The organism is Roseateles chitinivorans (genome assembly GCF_002761755.1).
Lineage (GTDB): Bacteria > Pseudomonadota > Gammaproteobacteria > Burkholderiales > Burkholderiaceae_C > Roseateles > Roseateles chitinivorans.
In genome coordinates this window covers 31,585-51,940 of the sequence record NZ_PEOG01000019.1, presented here as the reverse complement: position 1 = coordinate 51,940, position 20,356 = coordinate 31,585, and the positions used below count along the sequence as shown (strand labels likewise).

Annotated in this window: 1 protein-coding gene; it reads left to right on the top strand. The window is 71.6% G+C overall.

Going from position 1 to position 20,356, the window contains the following annotated elements; translation table 11 throughout:
- The first annotated feature begins 22 nt into the window (after positions 1 to 22).
- A complete protein-coding gene (locus CS062_RS08885) occupies positions 23 to 20,356 on the top strand; it encodes a leukotoxin LktA family filamentous adhesin (RefSeq protein WP_099861292.1) in 20,334 nt (6,777 codons plus the stop codon).

The following is a 20,356-nucleotide window of genomic DNA, read 5'->3' as shown; positions in this document are numbered from 1 at the left end:
GCCGCCTTCCGCAGGATCCGCCATGTCCAAGCGCCGCGCCCCCGCCTCCCGTCGTCCACAGCGCCGAGCCCCCGCCGCGCGCCAGGTGAGCCGGCCGCTGCGCTGGCTGCTGTCGGCGGCCTCGGTCAACGCGTGGGCAGCGGGACCGGCCCACAACATCGACCCGGTCAGCGGCTTCTCCACCGTCACCACCACCGGCACCAACGTCCAGCAGGTGGTGAACAACCACGCGACCGGCGGTGTCGCGGTCAACGTCTTCAACCACTTCATCGTCGGCGACGGCCACACGGTCAACCTGCAGGTGCCGACCGGCTCCAAGCTGGTCAACATCGTCCGCAGCAGCCGCCCCCAGGTCTGGGGCGTCCTCAACGCCTACCAGAACGGCACCCTCGGCGGTGACGTCACCTTCGCCAGCGCCGACGGCTTCCTCGTCGGCGCCACCGGCGTCGTCAACGTCGGCAAGCTGACGCTGCGCACACCCTCGCAAACCGACATCGACGACTTCGTCAGCGGCAACAAGCCGATCGGCGACCTCGCCACCGGCACCTACTCGCTGTCGGCCAGCGGCCTCGTCACGATCCAGGGCAAGGTCAACACGCGCGACGGCGTGGTCATCGACGCCGATCAGGTCAGCGTCGACGCCACCGGCGTGATCACCGCTGGCAACGCGAAGTCGGCCAGCTACGTCAGCGACGCCGCCGTCAACACCGGCGACCTCACCGCGCCGAAGACGCTGCAACAGGACGGCGGCACGATCTCGATCGTGGCCCAGGGCAAGTCCGGCACCGCGGTCGCCGTGTCCGGCCAGTTGCTGGCCGACGGCGGCATCACCATCGAAGCGCCGACGATCGCGCTCAACACCGGCTCCAGGCTCAACACCGAGCGCACCAACGGCGCGGCGACCGGCGCCGTCACCCTGACCGCCACCTCGACCGAGAAGGTCGGCATGGGCCAGGCCACCGCCGCGACCTCGATCACGCTGGACGGCAATATCGTCGCCACCGACTTCAGCGCCACCGCCAGCTCGCAGGCCCGCTCGTCCTACAGCGAGGACTACGGCATCTGGGCCGCCACCATCGCCCTGGGCGCGGTCAGCGGCCTCAACGCCAACTGGGTCGGCGCCAATGCCGATGCGACCCTCACCGTCGGCAGCGGCGCCTCGGTCACCGCCTCCGGCAACCTGACCCTCGCCAGCCAGGCCCGCGCCCTGGCCGACGACCCCGCCATCACCCTCAACGGCAACTCGCTGATCGGCGCCGCCGTGGTCTACGGCAAGGCCACCTCCGACAGCACGACCAAGGTCACCAGCGGCGCCACCCTCAGCGCGGGCGGCAAGCTCTCGGTCACCGCGCACAACGAGAACACGCTCAGCGTCAGCGCCCTCACCTTCGTCGCCACCAACGACAACACCGCCGTGGCCTCCGTCGCCATCGGCGAAGCCAGCTCGCATTCGAAGGCGCTTGTCGAAACCGGCGCAACCGTCACCGCCGGCAGCCTGGCGGTGAACGCCGAGAACCAGAATTCCTTCTACGTCGGCGCCACCGCCTACGGTCTCGCGGGTACCGCGCTGGGCGCCACCGTCGCCTACGGCAACCTGGTGACCAGCGCGATCGCCGATCTCGGCGCCAGTGTCGGCACCCCGGCCGCCAAGGTCGGCGACGTCGAGGTCCTCGCGCTCGACCGCACCACCAAGCAGCGCGTGCACAGCAGCTCCACCGTCGGCAAGAGCCTGCTGTTCCGCACGCTGGGCGCCGCGCCGCTGGCCGCGATCGGCGCAGCGCAGAGCTTCGTCAACAGCGCGATGTCGCGCGTCGTGCCCGTCAACGCCGCGGCCGACCTGGCGCGCAACGCCGACGGCTCGATGGACTTCCGCGTCGGCGCGGCCTTCACGCTGTCCGAGTACGACCACCAGGCCGTCGCCCATGTCGGCAACAACGTCGCCGGCAAGAGCGCGCCCACGCTCGTGTCGTCCGGCAACGTCGTGGTCGGCGCGCGCGCCGACGTGCGCGAGATGCGGACCACCAGCGAGAGCAGCGTCTCCGCCCGCACCAGCCAGGGCAGCGGCACCGCGTCCGACCCCGAAGTGGCCAACAGCGCCAGCGTCGCGATCAACCTGGCGATCGGCGACACGCGCGCCAGCGCCGAGATCGGCGACCACACCGACATCACCGCCGCGCGCATCGGCGTCGCGGCCGAGCAGTGGCAGCCGCTGGTCAGCACCTACAACCGGTGGGACAGCTTCAGCGACTACCTCGACCACCTCACCCCCACCGCCGGCCTGGGCACCAGCCTGCTATCCGGCTTCGCCAACGCCGCCGGCGAGGCCGAAGAGAACGCGATCGCCTTCTCCTTCAACCTGCAGGCGCAGACCCACGAGACCAAGGCGTGGGTGGGCAGCCGCGCCAAACTCACCAGCACCGCTGCCGCTGGCGGCTGGACCGCCAACCACACGCTGAAGGATCTCGGCGACTTCGCCGACGCCGCCACCAGCTTCACCTTCGGCGGCGCCACCGCCGTCTACGCCTACAGCCAGGCGCAGACCATCGACATCGCCGGCAACATGGGCGCGCTGCTGATCGGCGCCGCCGTCGGCGCGGGCGACGACGGCAGTTCCCTCGGCGCCTCGATCACCTACGTCGGCAGCCAGAGCACCACCGTGGCCGGCATCGGCAGCGCCGCCACCGTCAACGCCGGCGCGGGCGACCTGGCCGTCAAGGCCACCAACGACGACGCCCACATCGTCGTGGCGCCGACCTCCGGCATGGGCTCGGGCACCGCGTTCAACGGCATCCTCGGCGTGTTCTCGATGGCCAACGACACGCGCGCGTCGATCAGCAACAGCGCCCGGCTGACCGCCTCGGCCATCGGCGTGGAAGCGCACCAGTACGCCGGCAACTGGGCCGCGGCCGGCAGCTTCGCCTACACCGACTCCAAGGCCATCGGCGTCGCCATCGCGATCAACGACAGCGAGGGCACCACCCGCGCCCGCATCGGCGACAACAGCGACGACGACGCGCTCGTCACCGGCTACACCCCGGTCAGCACCGCCTACACCGGCAGCGCCCCCACCGCCGGCATCACGACGGACCGGCTCACCGTCCACGCGAGCACCGACGGCACCAGCAGCTCGATCGCCGCCGCCGGCGCCGCCACCACGCCCAAGACCGGCGAGCCGGGCTACGGCCAGCAGTTCGAGGACAAGTGGGCCGCGCTGCAAGGCAAGCTGACCTCCGCCTTCGGCGGTTCCCAGTCGCAGATCAGCAGCCAGTCCAAGAGCGGCCAGCAGGACAGCGGCTCGGGCGACAGCGTGGCCCAGAACCCCGATGCCGGCCTCGGCATCTCGGGCAGCCTCGCCGCCAACCTCACTGACCTTGACACCCAGGCTCAGGTGACCGGCGTGACGGTCAGCGCCCGCACCACGCGCAGCGCGATCGACGTGCAGGCGCTCGAGAAGACGGTGCAGGTCGGCGCCGCCGGCTCGGCCGCGTTCATCATGGCCGCCAAGGACCCGGCCGCCAGCAGCACCACCGCCTTCTCCGGTGCCGCCGCCTACCTGCTGAGCAACAACGACGCCGAAGCCGTGCTCACCGGCGTGACGGCGCTGAACGCCGGCGACGTGACGGTGCAGGCCGCGCAAGCCGGACAGCGGCTGGGCATCGGCCTGGGCTTCTCCGTCAACACCAACAACGCCAGCGGCAAGAACTACAGCGTCGGCGTGTCGGCCTCCGCCGCCCAGGTCAACGACAGCGCCAGCGCCCGCATCGAGGACAGCACGCTGGACGCGCAGGACACCAGCCGGACCCTGGACGTGCAGGCCTACACCCGCACCGACATCGGCGTCGGCGGCGGCTCGCTGTTCGGCGGCGGCAAGGGCGGCGTCGGCCTGGCCATCACCTATGCCGAGATCGGCAACGGCGAACGCGACGCCACCGAGGCGCTGATCTCCGGGTCCGTTCTCACCGACTTCAACAAGCTCACCCTGAGCGCCACCAACGCCAGCCGCATCGCCTCCGGCGCGGCCAGCCTGGGTGGTGGCAACGACGCGCTGGGCTTCGCCGGCAGCTTCGTCATCAACAAGGTCGGCGGCACGCACGGCGCCAGGCTGGTCAGCTCGACGGCGGCCAACACCGGCACTGTCAGCCTCGATGTGCGCGGCGCCGTGAATACGGCGCTCGACACCACGCTCGATGGCCTGGGCAGCGGCAGCGAGAACGGCAACTTCGACTTCAGCGGCGCGCTCGTCGCCGACTTCGCCAGCCCGGGCGGCAGCTTCGACGGCACCGGTTCGCGCGTGCTCGGCGTCGCCGGCTTCCTGCAGTACGGCAAGTCCAACGTCGGCATCGCCTACGCCCACAACGACATCCAGCAGACGCATGAGGCCGCGATCACCGGCTCCACCGTCACGGCCACGTCCGTGAAGGTGAACGCGCAGGACGAGAGCGCCGCCATCGCCGTCTCCGCCGGCGTGGGCGTCTCCACCGGCACACTGTCGGGCGTCGGCTCGGTCGCGGTCAACGAGGTCAACAACACGCTGTCGGCCCGCATCGGCGACTGGAACGCCACCACCGCCAGCGGCGCCATCACCGCCAGCACCATCAGCGTGACGGCGCAGAACCGCGCCGACATCGTGGCCGGCGCCGGCGCGCTGGCCGTCTCCAAGGGCAGCTCCGGCGGCCTGGCGCTGGCGCTCAACCTCATCGGGACGCGCGAGCACGCCACCACGGCGCAGATCGGCTGGACCGATCTCTACACCAACGGCACCGTCGACGTCTCCGCCGCCAGCGGCACCAGCGGCGACCCGAACACGCTGATCGCCTTCTCCGCCGGCGTTGCGCTGTCGCAGGGCGGCCTGGCCTTCGCGGGCGCGCTCGGCATCAACAACGTCGACCAATCCGTCGACGCCGGCCTGCGGGCCGTCAACACCGTCGGCGGCAACACCACCTACCGCCCGGTCAGCCTCTCGGTGAAGGCCTCCGACGACACCGAGAACCAGGCCTTCGGCGTGATGGGCGCCGGCTCCGAGAACGGCATCGCCGCCGCCATCGGCGTCGGCACCAACCGCATCGACAGCGACGTCACCGCGCAAGTGCTGGGCGGGCGCTCGACGACGATCTACACGCAGAGCCTGCTGGTCGACGCCAGCCGTCGCAACGACCTGTACACGTTCGACGTCGGCGTCTCCGGCGCCAGCGGGCTGTCCGGCGCGGCCTCCATCGGCACGAGCGTCACCGACGGCCATGTGCTCGCGCAGATCGCCGGCGCGGCCAAGGTGGACGCCACCAACAACGTGCGCGTGTCCGCGCAGGCGGACACCTTCCATGCTGTCGGCAGCGGCGCCATCGGCCTGGGCACCGGCGCCGCCGCCGGCGCGCTGGCCGTGAGCACCGCGGTCGACACCGGCATCACCGAAGCGCTGGTCGACAACGCCGAGGTCAAGGCCCTGGGCCGCAGCGGCAGCGTCGCGATCCGCAGCGGTCAACTCGCCAACGGCCCGGTCTCGCCCGACCTCTCCACCGCCGGCGACAGCGTCGACACCGGCGCGCTGAGCCAGTCCTTCCAGGACCAGAGCCTCACCGAAGGCAGCACCACCGTCAGCGGCCTCGCGGTCAACGCCACCAGCGCGCAGAAGATGCGCACCGTCGATGTGGCCGGGTCCGGCAGCACCGGCGCGGCCGCGGTGACGATCAACGTCACCACCAACGACTTCGAAGGCCGCACCAGCGCCCGCGTCACCAACAGCACCGTCAACGCCGGGGTCAGCGGCGAAGCCGGTGCCGACGTCACCGTGCGCGCCAGCGGCCACAGCTTCGGCCTGGGCATCGCGGCCGGCCTGGCCGGTGCCAGCCAGGGCGCCGGCATCGCCGGCCTGGCAATGAACCTGCAGACGCACGATGTCGACGCGCGCGTCGAGGGCAGCACCGTGAAGGCGGATGCGTTGACGCTCGATGCGGCCGCCACGCAGACGGCCCAGGCCGTCGCGGCCGGCGGCGCTGGCGGCGGCACCGGCGCCGGTGCCGCGTCGATGGTGGTCACCACGCAGTACGGCGACGTGACCGCCTGGCTCAAGGGCGGCACCACCACCGCCAACACGCTGACGGTGAACGCCGATCGGCAGCAGGAGAGCGACGTCGCCGCTGGCGCGGTGGCCGGGGCCGGCAAGGTCGGCGTGGGCTTTGGCCTTTCCGTCAGCCGCATCGGCGGCGAGACCCGCGCGACCATCGGCCGCGATCCCGACGACGACAACGCCACCACGGTCACCACGGTGAACGCCGGCACGGTCAGCGTGGACGCCGCACGCGCCACCGTGATCAACAGCTACGCCTTCGGCGCCGGCATCGGCGTGGCTGCCACCGGCATCGCGGGCATGGTGAACGTCAGCGACCAGACCGGCGACACACGCGCCGGCATGTACGACACGGTGCTGCGCGCCGCTGACGGCAGCAGCGCTGCCACCTCGCTGGCCATCACGGCCCAGGACATCTACAGCGCCAACCAGCACGCGGCCGGCGCCGGCATCGGCCTCGTGGGCATCGGCGCCACCTTCAACGTGGCGCTGTCGAGCGCCTCGACCGTCGCCGAACTTGTCGGCAGCGACGTGAAGGCGGGCAGCATCGACGTCCAGGGCTATGCCGATCGCGAAGTCGGCATGAGCAGCGTCGCGGGCGGTGCCGGCAAGTTTGCCGGCGCGGTCAGCCTGGGCTTCATCAAGTTCGGCTCCGGCGATGCCGGCGGCGCGGACGGCGAGCTGACCGACACCGCCGCCGCGGCGGATGCCGCGGTCAACCAGAGCCACGCACAGCAGAACAGCCAGCTCACCAGCGCCGAGCAGAGCCGGCTCAACGCGCAGAGCGGCGGGCTGAGCCTGTCCAGCGGCGTTCAGAACACGTCGGCCGCCGCGAACGCGACGACCAACACCGGCGATGGCACCGCGCTGAAGGTGGCCGACGCCAGCCTGCTCGCGGCCCGTGTCTCGGGGGGCACCGTCGTCGCCGACTCGCTCGATGTCGCCACCGATGGCCGCACCCACACCTACACGCTGGCCGGCGCGGTGCAGGGCTCCATCGCAGGCCTGTCGGGCGGCTTGGGCATCACGCGCCAGTACTTCGTCAACAGCGCCGTCGTGGACGGCAACGTGCAGGCCCATGCCGTGACCGTGAGCGCCCTCGAGCGCGACGGCGCCGGCGGCGCGGCCGGCGAGATCGAGGCCTTCACCGCCGGTGCCGGGGGCCTGGTGATCGGCGTCGCCTACTCCGACGTGCTGGTCCAGAACCGTGTCGTCGCGGGCGTGAACCGCGCGGTGGGCAACGACACCGGCGCGCTCGTCGTCAGCGCGCGCGACACCACGACCGTCAAGGTCGGCGGCGACAACGAGAACAGCCCCGAGAACGTCAGCGTGGGCGTCGGCGTGATCGGCGCCAGCGTCGTGCGCGCGGAGAAGAACAGCGACATCGACGCCTGGATCGGCAAGACTGGCTACACGCTGGACGGCTACGGCGCCATGACCGTCGGCGCCAGCGTCAGCGGGCTGGTCCGCGCCACCGGCTTCTCGGTGAGCGCCGGCGTCCTCAACGTCACCGGCGTCAGCGCGAACGCGGAGGACAACTCCAGCGCCGATGCGCAGCTGTTCGGCACCGTCGATACCGGCACCACCGGCACCGTGACCGTCAATGCCAGCGCGCGGCCGGAGACCTACGCCCGCGCCTACGGCGTTCAGGCGGCGCTGGGCGCCTCGGTCGGCGGCTCGTTCGCGTTCGCCACCGCCAATACCAGCGCCACCGCGGCCGTCGCCAACAACACGGTGTTCACCGGCAGCGGCCAGGTCAAGGTGACCGCCACCACCGGCGAGACCAGCGCGGCCCTGCAGGGCAGCTACTTCAGCGCCGACGCCAAGGCGGTCGCCGCATCCGGCGGCCTGCTGCTCGGCCTGGCCGGGACCGAGGTCACCGCCTCCAACAGCAGCAAGACCGTCGCCCAGGTGGGCGACCATGTGACGCTGCCGCTCGGCGACCTCAGCGTCAGCGCCAGCGGCTACTCCGGCCAACGCGCGCAGGGCGATGCCTACTTCGGCGGCATCCTGGCCTTCGGCGGCAACGTGTCCACCGCATCGTCCAGCACCTCGACGCAGGTGCTGCTGGGCGTCGACCCGATCGCCGGCGTCAGCCGCACGGGCGACCTGACGCTCAGCGCCGTCGGCCTCGACCGCAACGAGGCCTTCGCCATCGGCGGCAGCGGCGGCGTCGTGAGCGGCGGCGCGGCGGAAGCGGTGGTCAAGGCCACCGACACCGACGACCGCCCCGCCGTGCTCGTGCAGGTGAAGGACTGGACCAGCGGCCGCAACATCGTCGGCACCGGCGGGCTCAAGCTGCTGGCCGAGCACACGACGCAGTTCTTCGGTGGCGCCGACACCACCGCCGTCTCGGTGATCGGCGGCGCCGCGGCCAACTCGACCACCACGATCGACGTCGACGCGAAGGTGAAGCTCGGCACCTACGCCGCCTTCGAATCGCAAGCCATCGACATCGCCGCGGTGAACGCCGTCGAGCAGCTCACCACCCCATCCGTCTCGGGCTGGGAGGCGTCGGTGAACGCCGGCGCGGGCGGCGGCATCAACGGCTACGCGGCCGGCTCCACCGTCAACGTGACCCAGGGCTCGCAGATCAGCCTGGGCAACAACGCCAGCCTCGACGTGTTCGCGCTGTCGGCGCACGAGACGCTGGGCAACCGGCTGCGGCTGGACGCGTACAGCACGCTCAGCCTCTTCGACAAGGCCCAGATCTCCACCGGCGGCGCGATCCAGCGCGCCGATGCCGGCTCCACCATCACCAGCACCGCCAACAACGCCATCACCCTGGGCAACGCGGTGACGCTGGAGAACGAGGTCGACACGGTGCAGCTCGGCACCTACGCGCTGCAGAACGTGTGGGCCACCGCCAACGCCAAGACCTACGGCGCGGTGGGCGGCGCCGGCGGCACCGCCGTCATCAACGCCACCGTCAACAACACCGTCACGCTGGGCACCGGCGACCTCATCACCGGCTACGGCAGCGTCAGCCTCTACGCGGGCCGCAGCGCGGACAGCATCACCGACAACACGATGTCGCTGAGCGCGGTCTCCGACGTCTACAACTGGACGCTCGCGTCCATCAGCACCAACGTGAAGGCCGACGCCAACGCGGTGGTCAACAACAACATCGACATCGGCAGCGGCGCCTCGGTCACCAGCGTGCGCAACATCTGGCTGCAGGCGGACGAAGGGCGCGTCGTCGTCAGCGGCACCGGCCGCGGCCACAACCCCTACCTGGAACTGCTGAGCACCGAGACCAAGGCCGGATCCGGCACCAGCACCACCAGCTCCACGGTCACCTTCCAGGGCACGGCCACGGTGGAGGCTGGCACCCGCCACAACCAGTCCGTCACCATCAACGCCGACGGCAGCTGGACCAAGGGCACCGGCACCCAGGCCACCGTCTACAACATGCCGAGCTTCAGCTCGCGCGACAGCCTGCAGGACTACATCGACCAGCTCAGCGCCGAGCGCAAGGTCACCGACGACTACGTCGCCACGCTGGACGCGACCGCGCGGGACGCCTACGTCTACTCGGCCCGCTACCAGGAGATCGAAAGCCAGCTGAGCTTCCTGACGCCGCTGCTGAGCGAGCTTGCCGCCGGCACGGTGAACGCCGTGGTGGTGTCGGGCATCACCGCCGCCGGCGGCGACGTGCACCTCGCCGCCGACAAAGTGACGGTGAAGGCCGGCGCGCCGACGATCACCGCCCACGGCGACCCGACGATCACCATCGTCAACAACAGCGCAAAGGCGCTGATCGTCGACACGCTCAGCATTCCCAACGACGCCGGCGGCCAGGTGCTGGTGACGGGCGGTGCCGCCAACAGCCTGCCCGCGGCGCTGAAGGTGTCCGAGGGCGGCAACGGCACCGGCAGCCAGATCACGATCTCGCACAACCCCGGCGTCGATGGCGCCGACCTGGTCGTGCAGGGCGACATCACCAACCTCGGCGGCAAGGTCACCGTCGACGTCGCCCGCGGCAGCATGCTGCAGACGGCCAGCATCTACGCCAAGGAACTGGACCTGACCGTCGCCGACGTCTACCTGGTCAACACCAGCGGCATGCAGAGCTACGGCTTCTCGCCGCTGTCGCTGTCGGGCTACGTGACCAGCGGCCGCGGCTGGAAGCCGGCCTCCGCCGAAGAGGCGGTGATGTGGTTCATCAGCGATCGCTACGAGAGCCAGATCAAGAGCAAGGGCATCACCGATTTCAACAAGTACTTCTACGGCACCGACTACGCCACCGCCTACGGCTCCGGGGCCACCGTCACCACCAACGTCTTCCTGAACTGGGGCTTCAACGACGCGGACGAGTGCAAGACCAACTGCACGACCTTCTCGTTCCGGAACGACGCGGGCGGCGACACCCGCGGCAACGGCACCTGGGGCTTCGACAACGTCGGCGACTACACCGGCAAGCTCACGCTGCGCGCCAGCTACGACACGATCAAGAACAGCGGCTTCCTCGGCACGGCGGTGACCAAGGATGCGCTCAACGCCTCGCTGATCGCGGTGAACGCCGGCACGATCGACATCAACGGCACCATCCGCGCAGGCAACTTCAACAACTGGTCGGTGAACATCGGCGCGAGCTTCGACACCGCGATCGCCACCTACATCGAGAAGAAGGGCCTGAAGGCCGGCGACACGGTCAGCATCACGCCGGGCCAGCCGCTGCAATACACCGAGAACGCCTATGTCTGCGTGTTCGGCAACGTCGGTTGCAGCTGGAGGCCCAAGACCTACAGCATCGACACCGGCGTGGCGCTGGCGAACGGCGGAGACGCCGGCATCGGCCTGACCTACGACGTGGCCACCGGCAAGCTGTCGCTGGCCGACGTGAACGCCAGCGGCAACGGCATGGTGATGCTGCGCGGCAAGATCGTCTCCACCGGCCAGGACGGCAAGATCCTGGTCGACGACGGCCTGGGCACGATCAAGGTCAACAACAGCTCGAGCAAGGCCCTGGTGGTCAACGACCTGAACGCCGGCAACCAGTCCACCGGCATCATCAGGATCACCGACACCAACTACGACAACCGCACCGACTGGTATGTCCATGAGGCGGGCCAGTCGATCAAGCATTACGTCACCGGCAGCAGCGCCACGACGTACAACAACGTCAACGGCCTTGTCGACGGCTGGTTCGAGGGCGGCAACGCCACCACCAGCTACCAGCCGATGCAAGGCCAGTGGTACACCTGGACCGAGAGCACCCGCGTCAAGCGCAGCTACTCGGGTCGCAGCACCAACGACCTGGCCACCATCTGGCCCACCGGCGACTGGAAGTTCGTCAACCAGGACACGCCGTGGACCGCGAGCAGCGGCCGCATCGTCACCTCCTGCGCCAGTTGCGGCAGCGACTACCTCACCGGCGTGTTCAGCGCCGGGTCGGTGCGCTCGGTCGACAGCTTCCACGTGGGGTGGTCGTACTCGCCGTACTACGGCGGCACCTTCGTCGATCGCTACTGGCAGTACTACGTGCCGTACGACCTGACGATGTCGATCGAGTACCACGTCAAGGCCGACCACGCGATCAAGATGCAGTTCGTCGGCGCGGCGCAGGGCACCGTCGCGATCGGCTCGAACACCAACGTCGCGCTCAACGGGACGATCAGCAATTCGCTGGGCAGCACCAGCATCAGCACCGCCGGCCATCTCACCGCCGACGCGGCGGCGGTCGTCAACAGCCAGAGCCTGAGCCTGACGGCCGGCGGCAACCTGGGCACGAGCGCGCAGGCGATCAACGCCATCACCAGCAACATCAGCGCCACCGCCGGCGGCCTAGTGAACCTGGACCTGACCGCGCAGTCCTCGTCGATCGCACTGCAGAAGATCAGCGGCGGCGGCGATGTGACCGTGGTCTCGGACAAGTCGCTGCTGCCGGTCGGCAACGGCACCCACCTGGCGGGTCGCAACGTCAACCTGACCAGCAGCTTCGGCGGCCTGGGCGACGTGTCGAGCAGCCAGGTCGTCAACACCGCCGTCACCGGCACGCTGACCGTCAACACCCGCGGCGACATCGCGCTGCGCCAGGCCAGCGGCGACCTGACGCTGAACACCCTGACGGCCGAAGGCGGCGACGTCAGCATCACGCTGGACAACGGCCGCCTGCTCAACGGCATCGGCAGCAGCCAGCGCAGCGCGGAAGAGACCGCCTACCTGTCGGCGCTCTGGCAGTCGCTCAACATGACCGGCGCCGACGCCGGCCAGGAGACCGTCAAGGCCTTCGAGAACCAGGTCAGCGCGCGCTACCAGCAGTACCACCTGATCAAGCAGCGCCTGAGCGACGCCAGCGATGCCGGCTTCGCGATCGCCCCCGCCTACCTGGAGGCGATGCGCACCCGCGTCGCGCTGCAGCAGGGCGTGAGCGCCGCCAGCCTGAGCGATGCCGCGGTGACCGCGGCGGTGAAGGCCGAGTACCAGGGCATCACCAGCTTCTTCAGCGCGCAGTTCGGCAACGCCTTGCCCTTCGACACGGCCGCGGCCTTCGACACCGGCTGGCGCTACACGCTGGACACGAACTCCGCGCTGTACGCGAGCCTGGTCGCGGGCGCGAAGTGGAAGCAGAGCCAGCTGGAGGTGGCGATCAGCGAGGCTGCGCTGACCCCGGTCACCTCGACCTACATCAGCAACCGCGCCGCCAACATCAGCGGCAACAACGTCACCCTCAAGACCACCGGCGGCAGCGTCGGCAAGGACGCCGCCAGCCTGGCCATCGCGATCGCCCGCGCCAACCCGGTGCTCAGCGACGCGGAGAAGGCCGCGCTGGTCAACGCCGGCCCGGGCGACCTCAGCTTCGTCACGACCGACGCGCAGGTGCTCGCCACCGTCAAGCAGCAGGATCCGCTGAAGGTCAACGCGTCGGGCGTGTTCAAGGCCACCAGCCGCGACGCGCTGTATGTGGAGTCCGACCAGGCGATGGCGCTGGGCGGCGTGCAGTCCACGCAAGGCGACGTGCGCCTGAGCGCGGGCGGCAGCCTCACCAGCACCACCGGCACGGGCACCACCATCACGGCCCACGGGCTGAACCTGGCGGTGTCGCAAGGCAGCATCGGCACGGCCGCCGCGCCGATCCGGCTGGCACTGAGCGACGCGCTGCGCGTGGCCAGCGCGCCGGGTGACGTCTACATCTCCCAAGGGGGCGGCAACCTGGCGCTGGGCAGCCTCGGCGCCGGCGGCATGCTCAGCGTCACCGCGGGCGGGTCGCTGACGAACTGGGCGTCCAACGGCAGCGGCCATCACCTGCTGGGCGACAGCATCAGCCTGCTGGCCGGTGGCGCCCTGGGCACCGCCGACCGCGCGCTGCGCCTGCGCCTGACCGGCGGCACGCTGACGCTGGCCGGCACCGCCGCCAACCTGGAAACGCAGAGCAGCAACCGCTGGCGCCTGGGCCAGGTGTCGTTGTCGGACGGTCTGGCGCTCGACGCCACCGGCGACGTGGAACTCGCGGGCACGCTCACCGCGGCCAGCGCCACGCTGCACAGCGCGGGCGCCGTGTCGGCAACCGCGGCGGCGAACTGGCTCACCAGCGGCGTCACCACCTTGACCGGCACCAGCCTGTCCCTGGAGAGCGGACGTTTCTCCGCCTCGGCACTGGCGCTGCAGGCCACGGCCGGCGGGCTGGAGGTCGGCGAGCTGAATGCAGGCGACGGCGGCATCGATCTGCTGGGCACCGCGGCGATCGGCCTGCGCGGTCCGATCTCGACTTCGGGCCAGCTGCTGGCCGACGGTCAGTCGCTGCTGATGGGCGCAGGAGCCGGCGCCTCGGCCGGCGGCAGCATCCGCTTCACGACCGCGGGCGCCATGGACCTGAGCTTCCTCGAGGCGGGCGGCGACCTGCGGCTCAATTCCAGCACGCTGAGCGTGTCGCAGCTGCTGCGCAGCGCGCGCATCGAGGTCGACGCCACCCGCATCGACCTCGCGGCCGGCAGCCTGTTGCAGGCCGGGCAGGACGCCCGCCTCGACGGCACGCAGCTGACGATGGGCGACGGCGCGCTGCTGTCGACCGGCGGCCGCCTGGCGGTCACCACCACCGGCGACCAGCAGCTCGCGCGCTTGAGCGTGGGCGGCGAGCTGGCCCTGACCGCCGCCGGCGCGCTGTCCCTGAACGGTGAGGCTTGGGCGCAAGGCCCGGCCACCCTGCAGGCGAGCAGCGCTTCCATGGCCGCGGGAGGCTCGCTCGGCACGGCCGGCGCGCTCACGGTCACCACGACCGGCGACCAGTCGCTGCGCTCGCTGCAGGCCGGCGAGTCGCTGGTGCTTCAGTCCGGCGGCGCGCTGAGCCTGGACGGCGTGTCGACCTCGGCGCTGGACACGCGCCTGACGGCGCAGCGCGCGATCCAGATCGCGTCCGGTGCCAGCATGCAGTCGAACGGCGCGCTGTCGCTGCAAGGTGCCAGCCTGAGCGCCGGCACCGGCGGTCTGCTGCAGTCGGCCAGCGACGCGTCGATCACGACGACCGGCGACCTGCAGCTCGCGCAGCTGATCGTGGGCGGTCGGCTGGACCTGCGCGCGGACGGCCAGGCCCGCCTGACCGAATCCGGCTGGGTCCAGGGCAATGCACTGCTGCAGGCCGACGGCCTGCGCCTGGACGGGGAGCTCGGCTCGTCCAACACCGTGGGCCTGATCGCCGCGCGGGATGTGGACCTCCATCACTGGGTGCGGGCGCGTGACATCACGGTCGATGCCGGCAAGCTGCTCGTCGCGAGCGGCGCTGGCCTGCAGGCGGCCGGCTCGCTGCGGGCCAGCGCCGGCAGCCTCGACATGGCCGCGGGCAGCGGCCTGGTCAGCGGGGGCGACCTCGGCCTCTTCGGCCGGTCCGACGTCTCGCTGGCCCAGGTGTCGGCCGGCGGCAGGCTGACGCTGCAGGCGGGTGGCACGCTGTCGCTCAAGGACGCCGTCCACGGCAGCCAGTCCATCGTGATGGCGGCCGACCGCCTGGCCATCGATGCCGGCGTGGCCGTGACCTCGGGCGGATCGCTGACGGCGCAGGCCGCCGAGATGACGGCGGGCGCGGGCAGCCAGCTGGCGGCGACGACCGACCTGCAACTGTCCAGCGACGGCCACCTGCAGCTGGCTCAGCTGACGGCGGGCCGCCATCTGCAACTGCAGGCGGCCGGCGATGCCCGGCTGACGGAGGCGACGCAGGCGACCGGTGATGCGACCTTGCGCGCGGCGCAGCTGACGATCGACGGCGGCCTCACCGCCGGCGGTGCCCTGCGCTTGCAAGGCGATCGGGACCTGACCATCGACAGCACGGTCTGGGGGGCGAGCACCACCGCGGCCGGGCAGGCCGTCACCTTGTCGGCGGCCGGCTCGCTGTACAGCGGTCGATCGCTGGCCGTGACGGCGGACACGCTGAGCATGGCGGCGGGCAGCCGCATCGACGCGGGCGCCACGCTGACGCTCACGACCACCGGCGCCCAGCAGCTGGCGCGTCTGCGTTCCGGCGGCGCGACGACGGTGCAGGCCGGCGGCGCCCTGTCGATCGGTGAATTCGCCACCGCCAATGCCGGCATGAGCCTGCGCGCTGGCGGCGCGCTGTCGCTGGCCGATGCCTCGCTGGTGCAGGCGCGCGGCGCGCTCGACCTGCAGGCGGGCAGCGTGACCGCGGGCCACGGCAACCGCCTGGTGTCGGGCGGAGACCTCCAGATCACCAGCCTCGGCGGCGCGGCCCTGGACGCGCTGCAGTCGGGCGGCCAGCTGCTGCTGAGCGCGGGCGGCGCGGCAAGCGTCGCTGGCATCACCTCGGTGCAGGGCCTGGGCCGTCTGCAGGCCGACAGCCTGAGACTCCAGAGCGCCTGGTATTCCGCCAACGACCTGCAACTCACCGCGACCCAGGGCGTGGCGATCGAGGCGCTGTTGAAGGCCCGGACGCTGAGCGTGACCGCCGACTCGCTGGACCTGGCCGACGGCGTGCATGCGACAGCCACCGGGTCCATCGCGGTGGACGCCGGACGCATCGGCATGGGCGCGCACAGCCAGCTGCAAAGCGGCAGCGACCTGCACCTCACCACGACCGGAGACCAGACACTCGCCACCCTCTACGCCGGCAACGACCTGGTGCTGGAGGCGGGCGGCGCGCTCACGCTGCGTGAAGCGGCCTATGCCAACGGCGCGGTGGCCCTCTCCGCCGGTGGCGCGATGCGCCTCGACGCGGCGGCCACCGTGCAGTCGGGCCGCGCGCTCAGCGTGCAGGCGGATGCGCTGCAGGCGGGCGCCGGCAGCCGCTTCCTGTCGGCGGGCGACATGGCCCTGTCCGCGCGCGGCGACCTCGGCCTCGCGCAGGCGGTGTCCGGTGGCGCGCTGGCGCTGTCGGCCGGCGGCGCGCTGCGCACCGACGAAGGACTGAGCAGCCAGGCCGGTGCCCGCGTCGACGCGGGCGAGCTGCAGGTTGCCGGCCGCTGGACGGTGAACGGCGATCTGGAAGCGCATGTGGCCCGCGGCGTCGCGCTCGACGCCGATGTCCAGGCCTTCAATGTGTCCCTGTTCGCCGACAGCCTCACGCTCGGCCATGGCGTGACGCTGACCAGCGGCGGCGCGCTGTCGGTGGACAGCGGCCGTCTGCTCATGGGCACCGGTAGCCTGCTGGACAGTGCCGGCGGTGCCCGCCTCGTCACGCTGGGCGACCAGACGCTGGCCCGGGTGAATGTCCTGGGCGACCTGCTGCTGCAGAGCGGCGGCGCGCTGCGGCTGGCGGAGTCGGCGGCGGTGCAGGGTCATGCGCAGGTGAATGCGCAATCGCTGGCCGTCGACGGCGGCTGGTTCTCCAGCGGTGACCTGCGTGCCTCGGCGACGCGGGGCCTGACGCTGAACAGCGGCCTGTATGCGGCGAACCTGACGCTGAACGCGAGCGACCTGAACTTGGCCGATGGCGTCGCGGCGAACGCCGCGGGCGCGCTGACGGTCAACGCCGGTGGCATCGCGATGGGCGCCGGCAGTGCGCTGGAAGCCGCCGGCGCGATGCAACTGATCTCGCAGGGCAGCCAGTCGATCGCACGACTGAAGGCCGGTTCCGACCTGCTGCTGCAGGCGGGCGGCGATCTGTCGCTGCGGGAGCAGGCGGTGGCCGGTCAGTCGCTGATCGGCATGGCCGGTGGTGCGATCGAGGTGGCCCCTGGCACGCTGGTTCAGGCGGGCGGTTCCCTGTCTCTGCAGGCGGCCAGCCTGCAAGCCGGCCTGGGCAGCCGCATCGCCTCGGGCGCGGACATGCAGCTCGTCAGCGACAACGGCGTCACGCTGGCATTGCTGGACGTGGGCGGCGCGCTCGCGCTGCAGGCGGGCGGCGCGGTGACGCTGACCGACCGCGTCGGCGTGAATGGCGACGCGCAGTTGCGCCTGCGGGACCTGAGCGTCGACGGCGACTGGAACTCGGCCGGAGCGCTGCGGGTGCGCGCGGACCGGACGGTGGCGCTGAACCGCGCGGTCCAGGCCGGCAGCGTGTCGGTCGACGCGGAGGCGGTGACGATCTCGGCGGATGTGCCGCTCTCGGCCGCCGGCGGCTTGAACATCGACGCGGGCTCGCTGGGCATGGCGACCGGCAGCCGCATCGCCGCGGACGGCGACCTGGTGCTGCGCACCCGCGGCGAGCAGGTCCTGGCGCAGGTGACGACCGGCGGCGCGCTGTCGCTGGCCGCGGGCGGCCGCGTCTCGTTGAACGGCGAGATGCTGGCTTCACGCGATATCGCCCTGGTGGCGGGCGATGCGCTCCTCCTCGCGCCGGGCGTGACCCTGGGCGCCGGTGGACGACTGGACGTTCAGGCCCGCACCCTGGAAGCCGGCGACGCGAGCCTGCTGCGATCGGGCGGCGACATGATGGTCGTCGCCGATGGCGATGTCCGGCTGGCGCGGCTGGAAAGTGGTGGCGGTCTCGCCTTGCAGGCACGAGGCGCGGTGCAAACGCGGGACGCCGTGTCGGTGCAGGGCTCGGCCTCGCTGCTGGGGGACCGCCTCGCGGTCGATGGCGGCTGGATCTCGCAAGGCGCGTTGACGGTGCAGGCATCGGGCGGGGTCGCGCTGAACAGCGGCATGCAGGCGGGCCAGGTGTCGATCGACGCTGGGGCCGTCCAACTCGCCGCCGGCGCGGCGCTGCGCAGTGGGGACACGATCACGCTCAACGCCGCCACCGTGACGATGGGCGTGGACAGCGCCATGACGGCGGGCGGTGCGACGCAGCTGAAGGCCGACTCGCTCACGATGGATGCAGGCAGCTCGATGACCACGGGTGGCGCGCTGTCGCTCTCCACCACGGGTGCGCAGACGCTCGCGGCGCTGAGCGCTGGCGGCGACCTGGCGATCAAGGCCGGCCATGGCGTGAGCCTCGACGGACAGGTGACGACGAAGGGCGAGCTCGCGCTGCAAGCCGGCGGCGACGTGCGCGTCAACGAGCAGGTCAACGCCAGTGGCGGCCTCGCGCTGCGAGCCGGCGGCGACGTGCACGTCAACAAGCAGGTCGACGTCGGCGGCGACCTCGCGCTGCAGGCCGGTGGCGACGTGCGCGTCAACGCGCAAGTCAATGCCGGTGGCAGCCTCGCGCTGCACGCCGGTGGCGACGTGCGCGTCAACGAGCAAGTCAATGTCGGTGGCGGCCTCGCCCTGCAAGCCGGTGGCGACGTGCGCCTCAACAAGCAGGTCGACATCGGCGGCGACCTCGCGCTGCAAGCCGGCGGCGACCTCCACATCGGCGAGCAGCTCACCGTCGGCGGCAACGCCGCGGTCGAGGCCGGGGGCGAGGCTCGCCTCGGCGCCGGCCGCGCGATGCGCGTGGGCGGTGCCTTGCAGCTCGGCGCCCACGCCGTGGTCATGGAAGCGGGCAGCCTGCTCGCGACCGGCCGCGATGCCAGCCTGCGGGCTGTGGGTGGGGCGCAGCTGGACCAGCTCCACGTCGGCGGCGACCTGTCTGTCGCTGCGGGCGAGGACCTCGCGCTGCAAGCCGGCGTGGCCGCGGGCGGCGACGTCGCCTTGAAGAGCGGCGGCGCGACGCAGCTCGCCGACGGCCGCGACCTCACCGCTGGCGGCGCGTTCAGCAGCGAGTCCGCGGCATGGCGGATGGGCCAGGGCAGCACCTTGCAGGTGGCAGGCGACCTGCGGCTGCAGGCCAGCGGCGACGTGCTGCTGGCGGCCGTCACCGGGCATGGCGATGCGCTGTCGGTCCAGGCCGGCGGCAAGCTGCTCGGCCGCCCCGATGCCGCGGTGCATCTGCGGACCTCCGCCGGCACCCGCACCGACCTCAAGGCCGGCCTGGGCATCGGCGATCCGCTGGTGGTCGACCTGCCGTGGCTGAGCGTGGCCACCGGCAGCGGCGACATCCACCTGGTCGTCGAGCGCGATCTGTACTCGCCGCTGATCAGCGCGGCCAATGGCACCGTCACGATGACGGTGAAGGGCAGCCTCAGCGTCGACCACCTGATCGGCAATCCGAACCTGTGGATCGACGGCCGTCTCGCGGCCGGCCAGATGACGCTGCGCGGCGGCTCGCTGAGCTCGCGCGACTCGCTCGAGGTCGGGGGCCTCACGCTGCTCGACGGCGGACCGCTGACGGTGGAAGCGCCACGCATCGCGCTGGGCGTGGACGGCGCCGGCGCGCCGGTCACCACGCTGTCGCTGACCGGCCGCGACGGCACCCGCGCCGAGGAGATCGCGCTGACCGTCACCGGCACGCAGAAGGTCGACATCACCCGGCTCTCCACCCGCGACGGCCAGCTGACGCTGCCCGCCGAGGTGGCGCTGCGCGATGCCAGTGCGAGCGGCGAGCTGAGGATCAAGACGCCGGCCGTGACCATCAGCCTGGACAACGTGAGCGCCGCCGCGCGTCCCGCCGACGCGCAGCTGATCACGCCCCAGGACCGGTTCTGGCTGCAGTTGCAGGGCAACGCGCTCTACACCGATGCCCTCGTCACGCGCTTCCAGTCCCCGCTGGCGCTCTACTTCCACCGCGCCACCGAAGACAAGCTGGTGGCCCAGCAGGCCTTCTACCGCATGAGCACCGAGCACCTGTCGCAGGAAGTCGCCGGCAACAGCTGGCGCGTGCCCGCGCCCTCGCTGCCGCCGGTCACCGGCATGCCGCTGTTGAGCTGGGGCGGCACGCTGGTGCCCGCGGTGAACCTCGAGGGCATGCCCGCCCTGGCGGCCGCCCTCGCGGCGGCACGCGCCGCCGATCGCCTCGCCGAGCGCACCGATCGCAACGCCACCGCCCGCGATGCCGGCGGAGACGCCGCGCGTGACGGCCACCGCGCCACCGAGAACCGCGACGAGATCGTGATCGGTGAACCGATCGCCTCGCGCTGA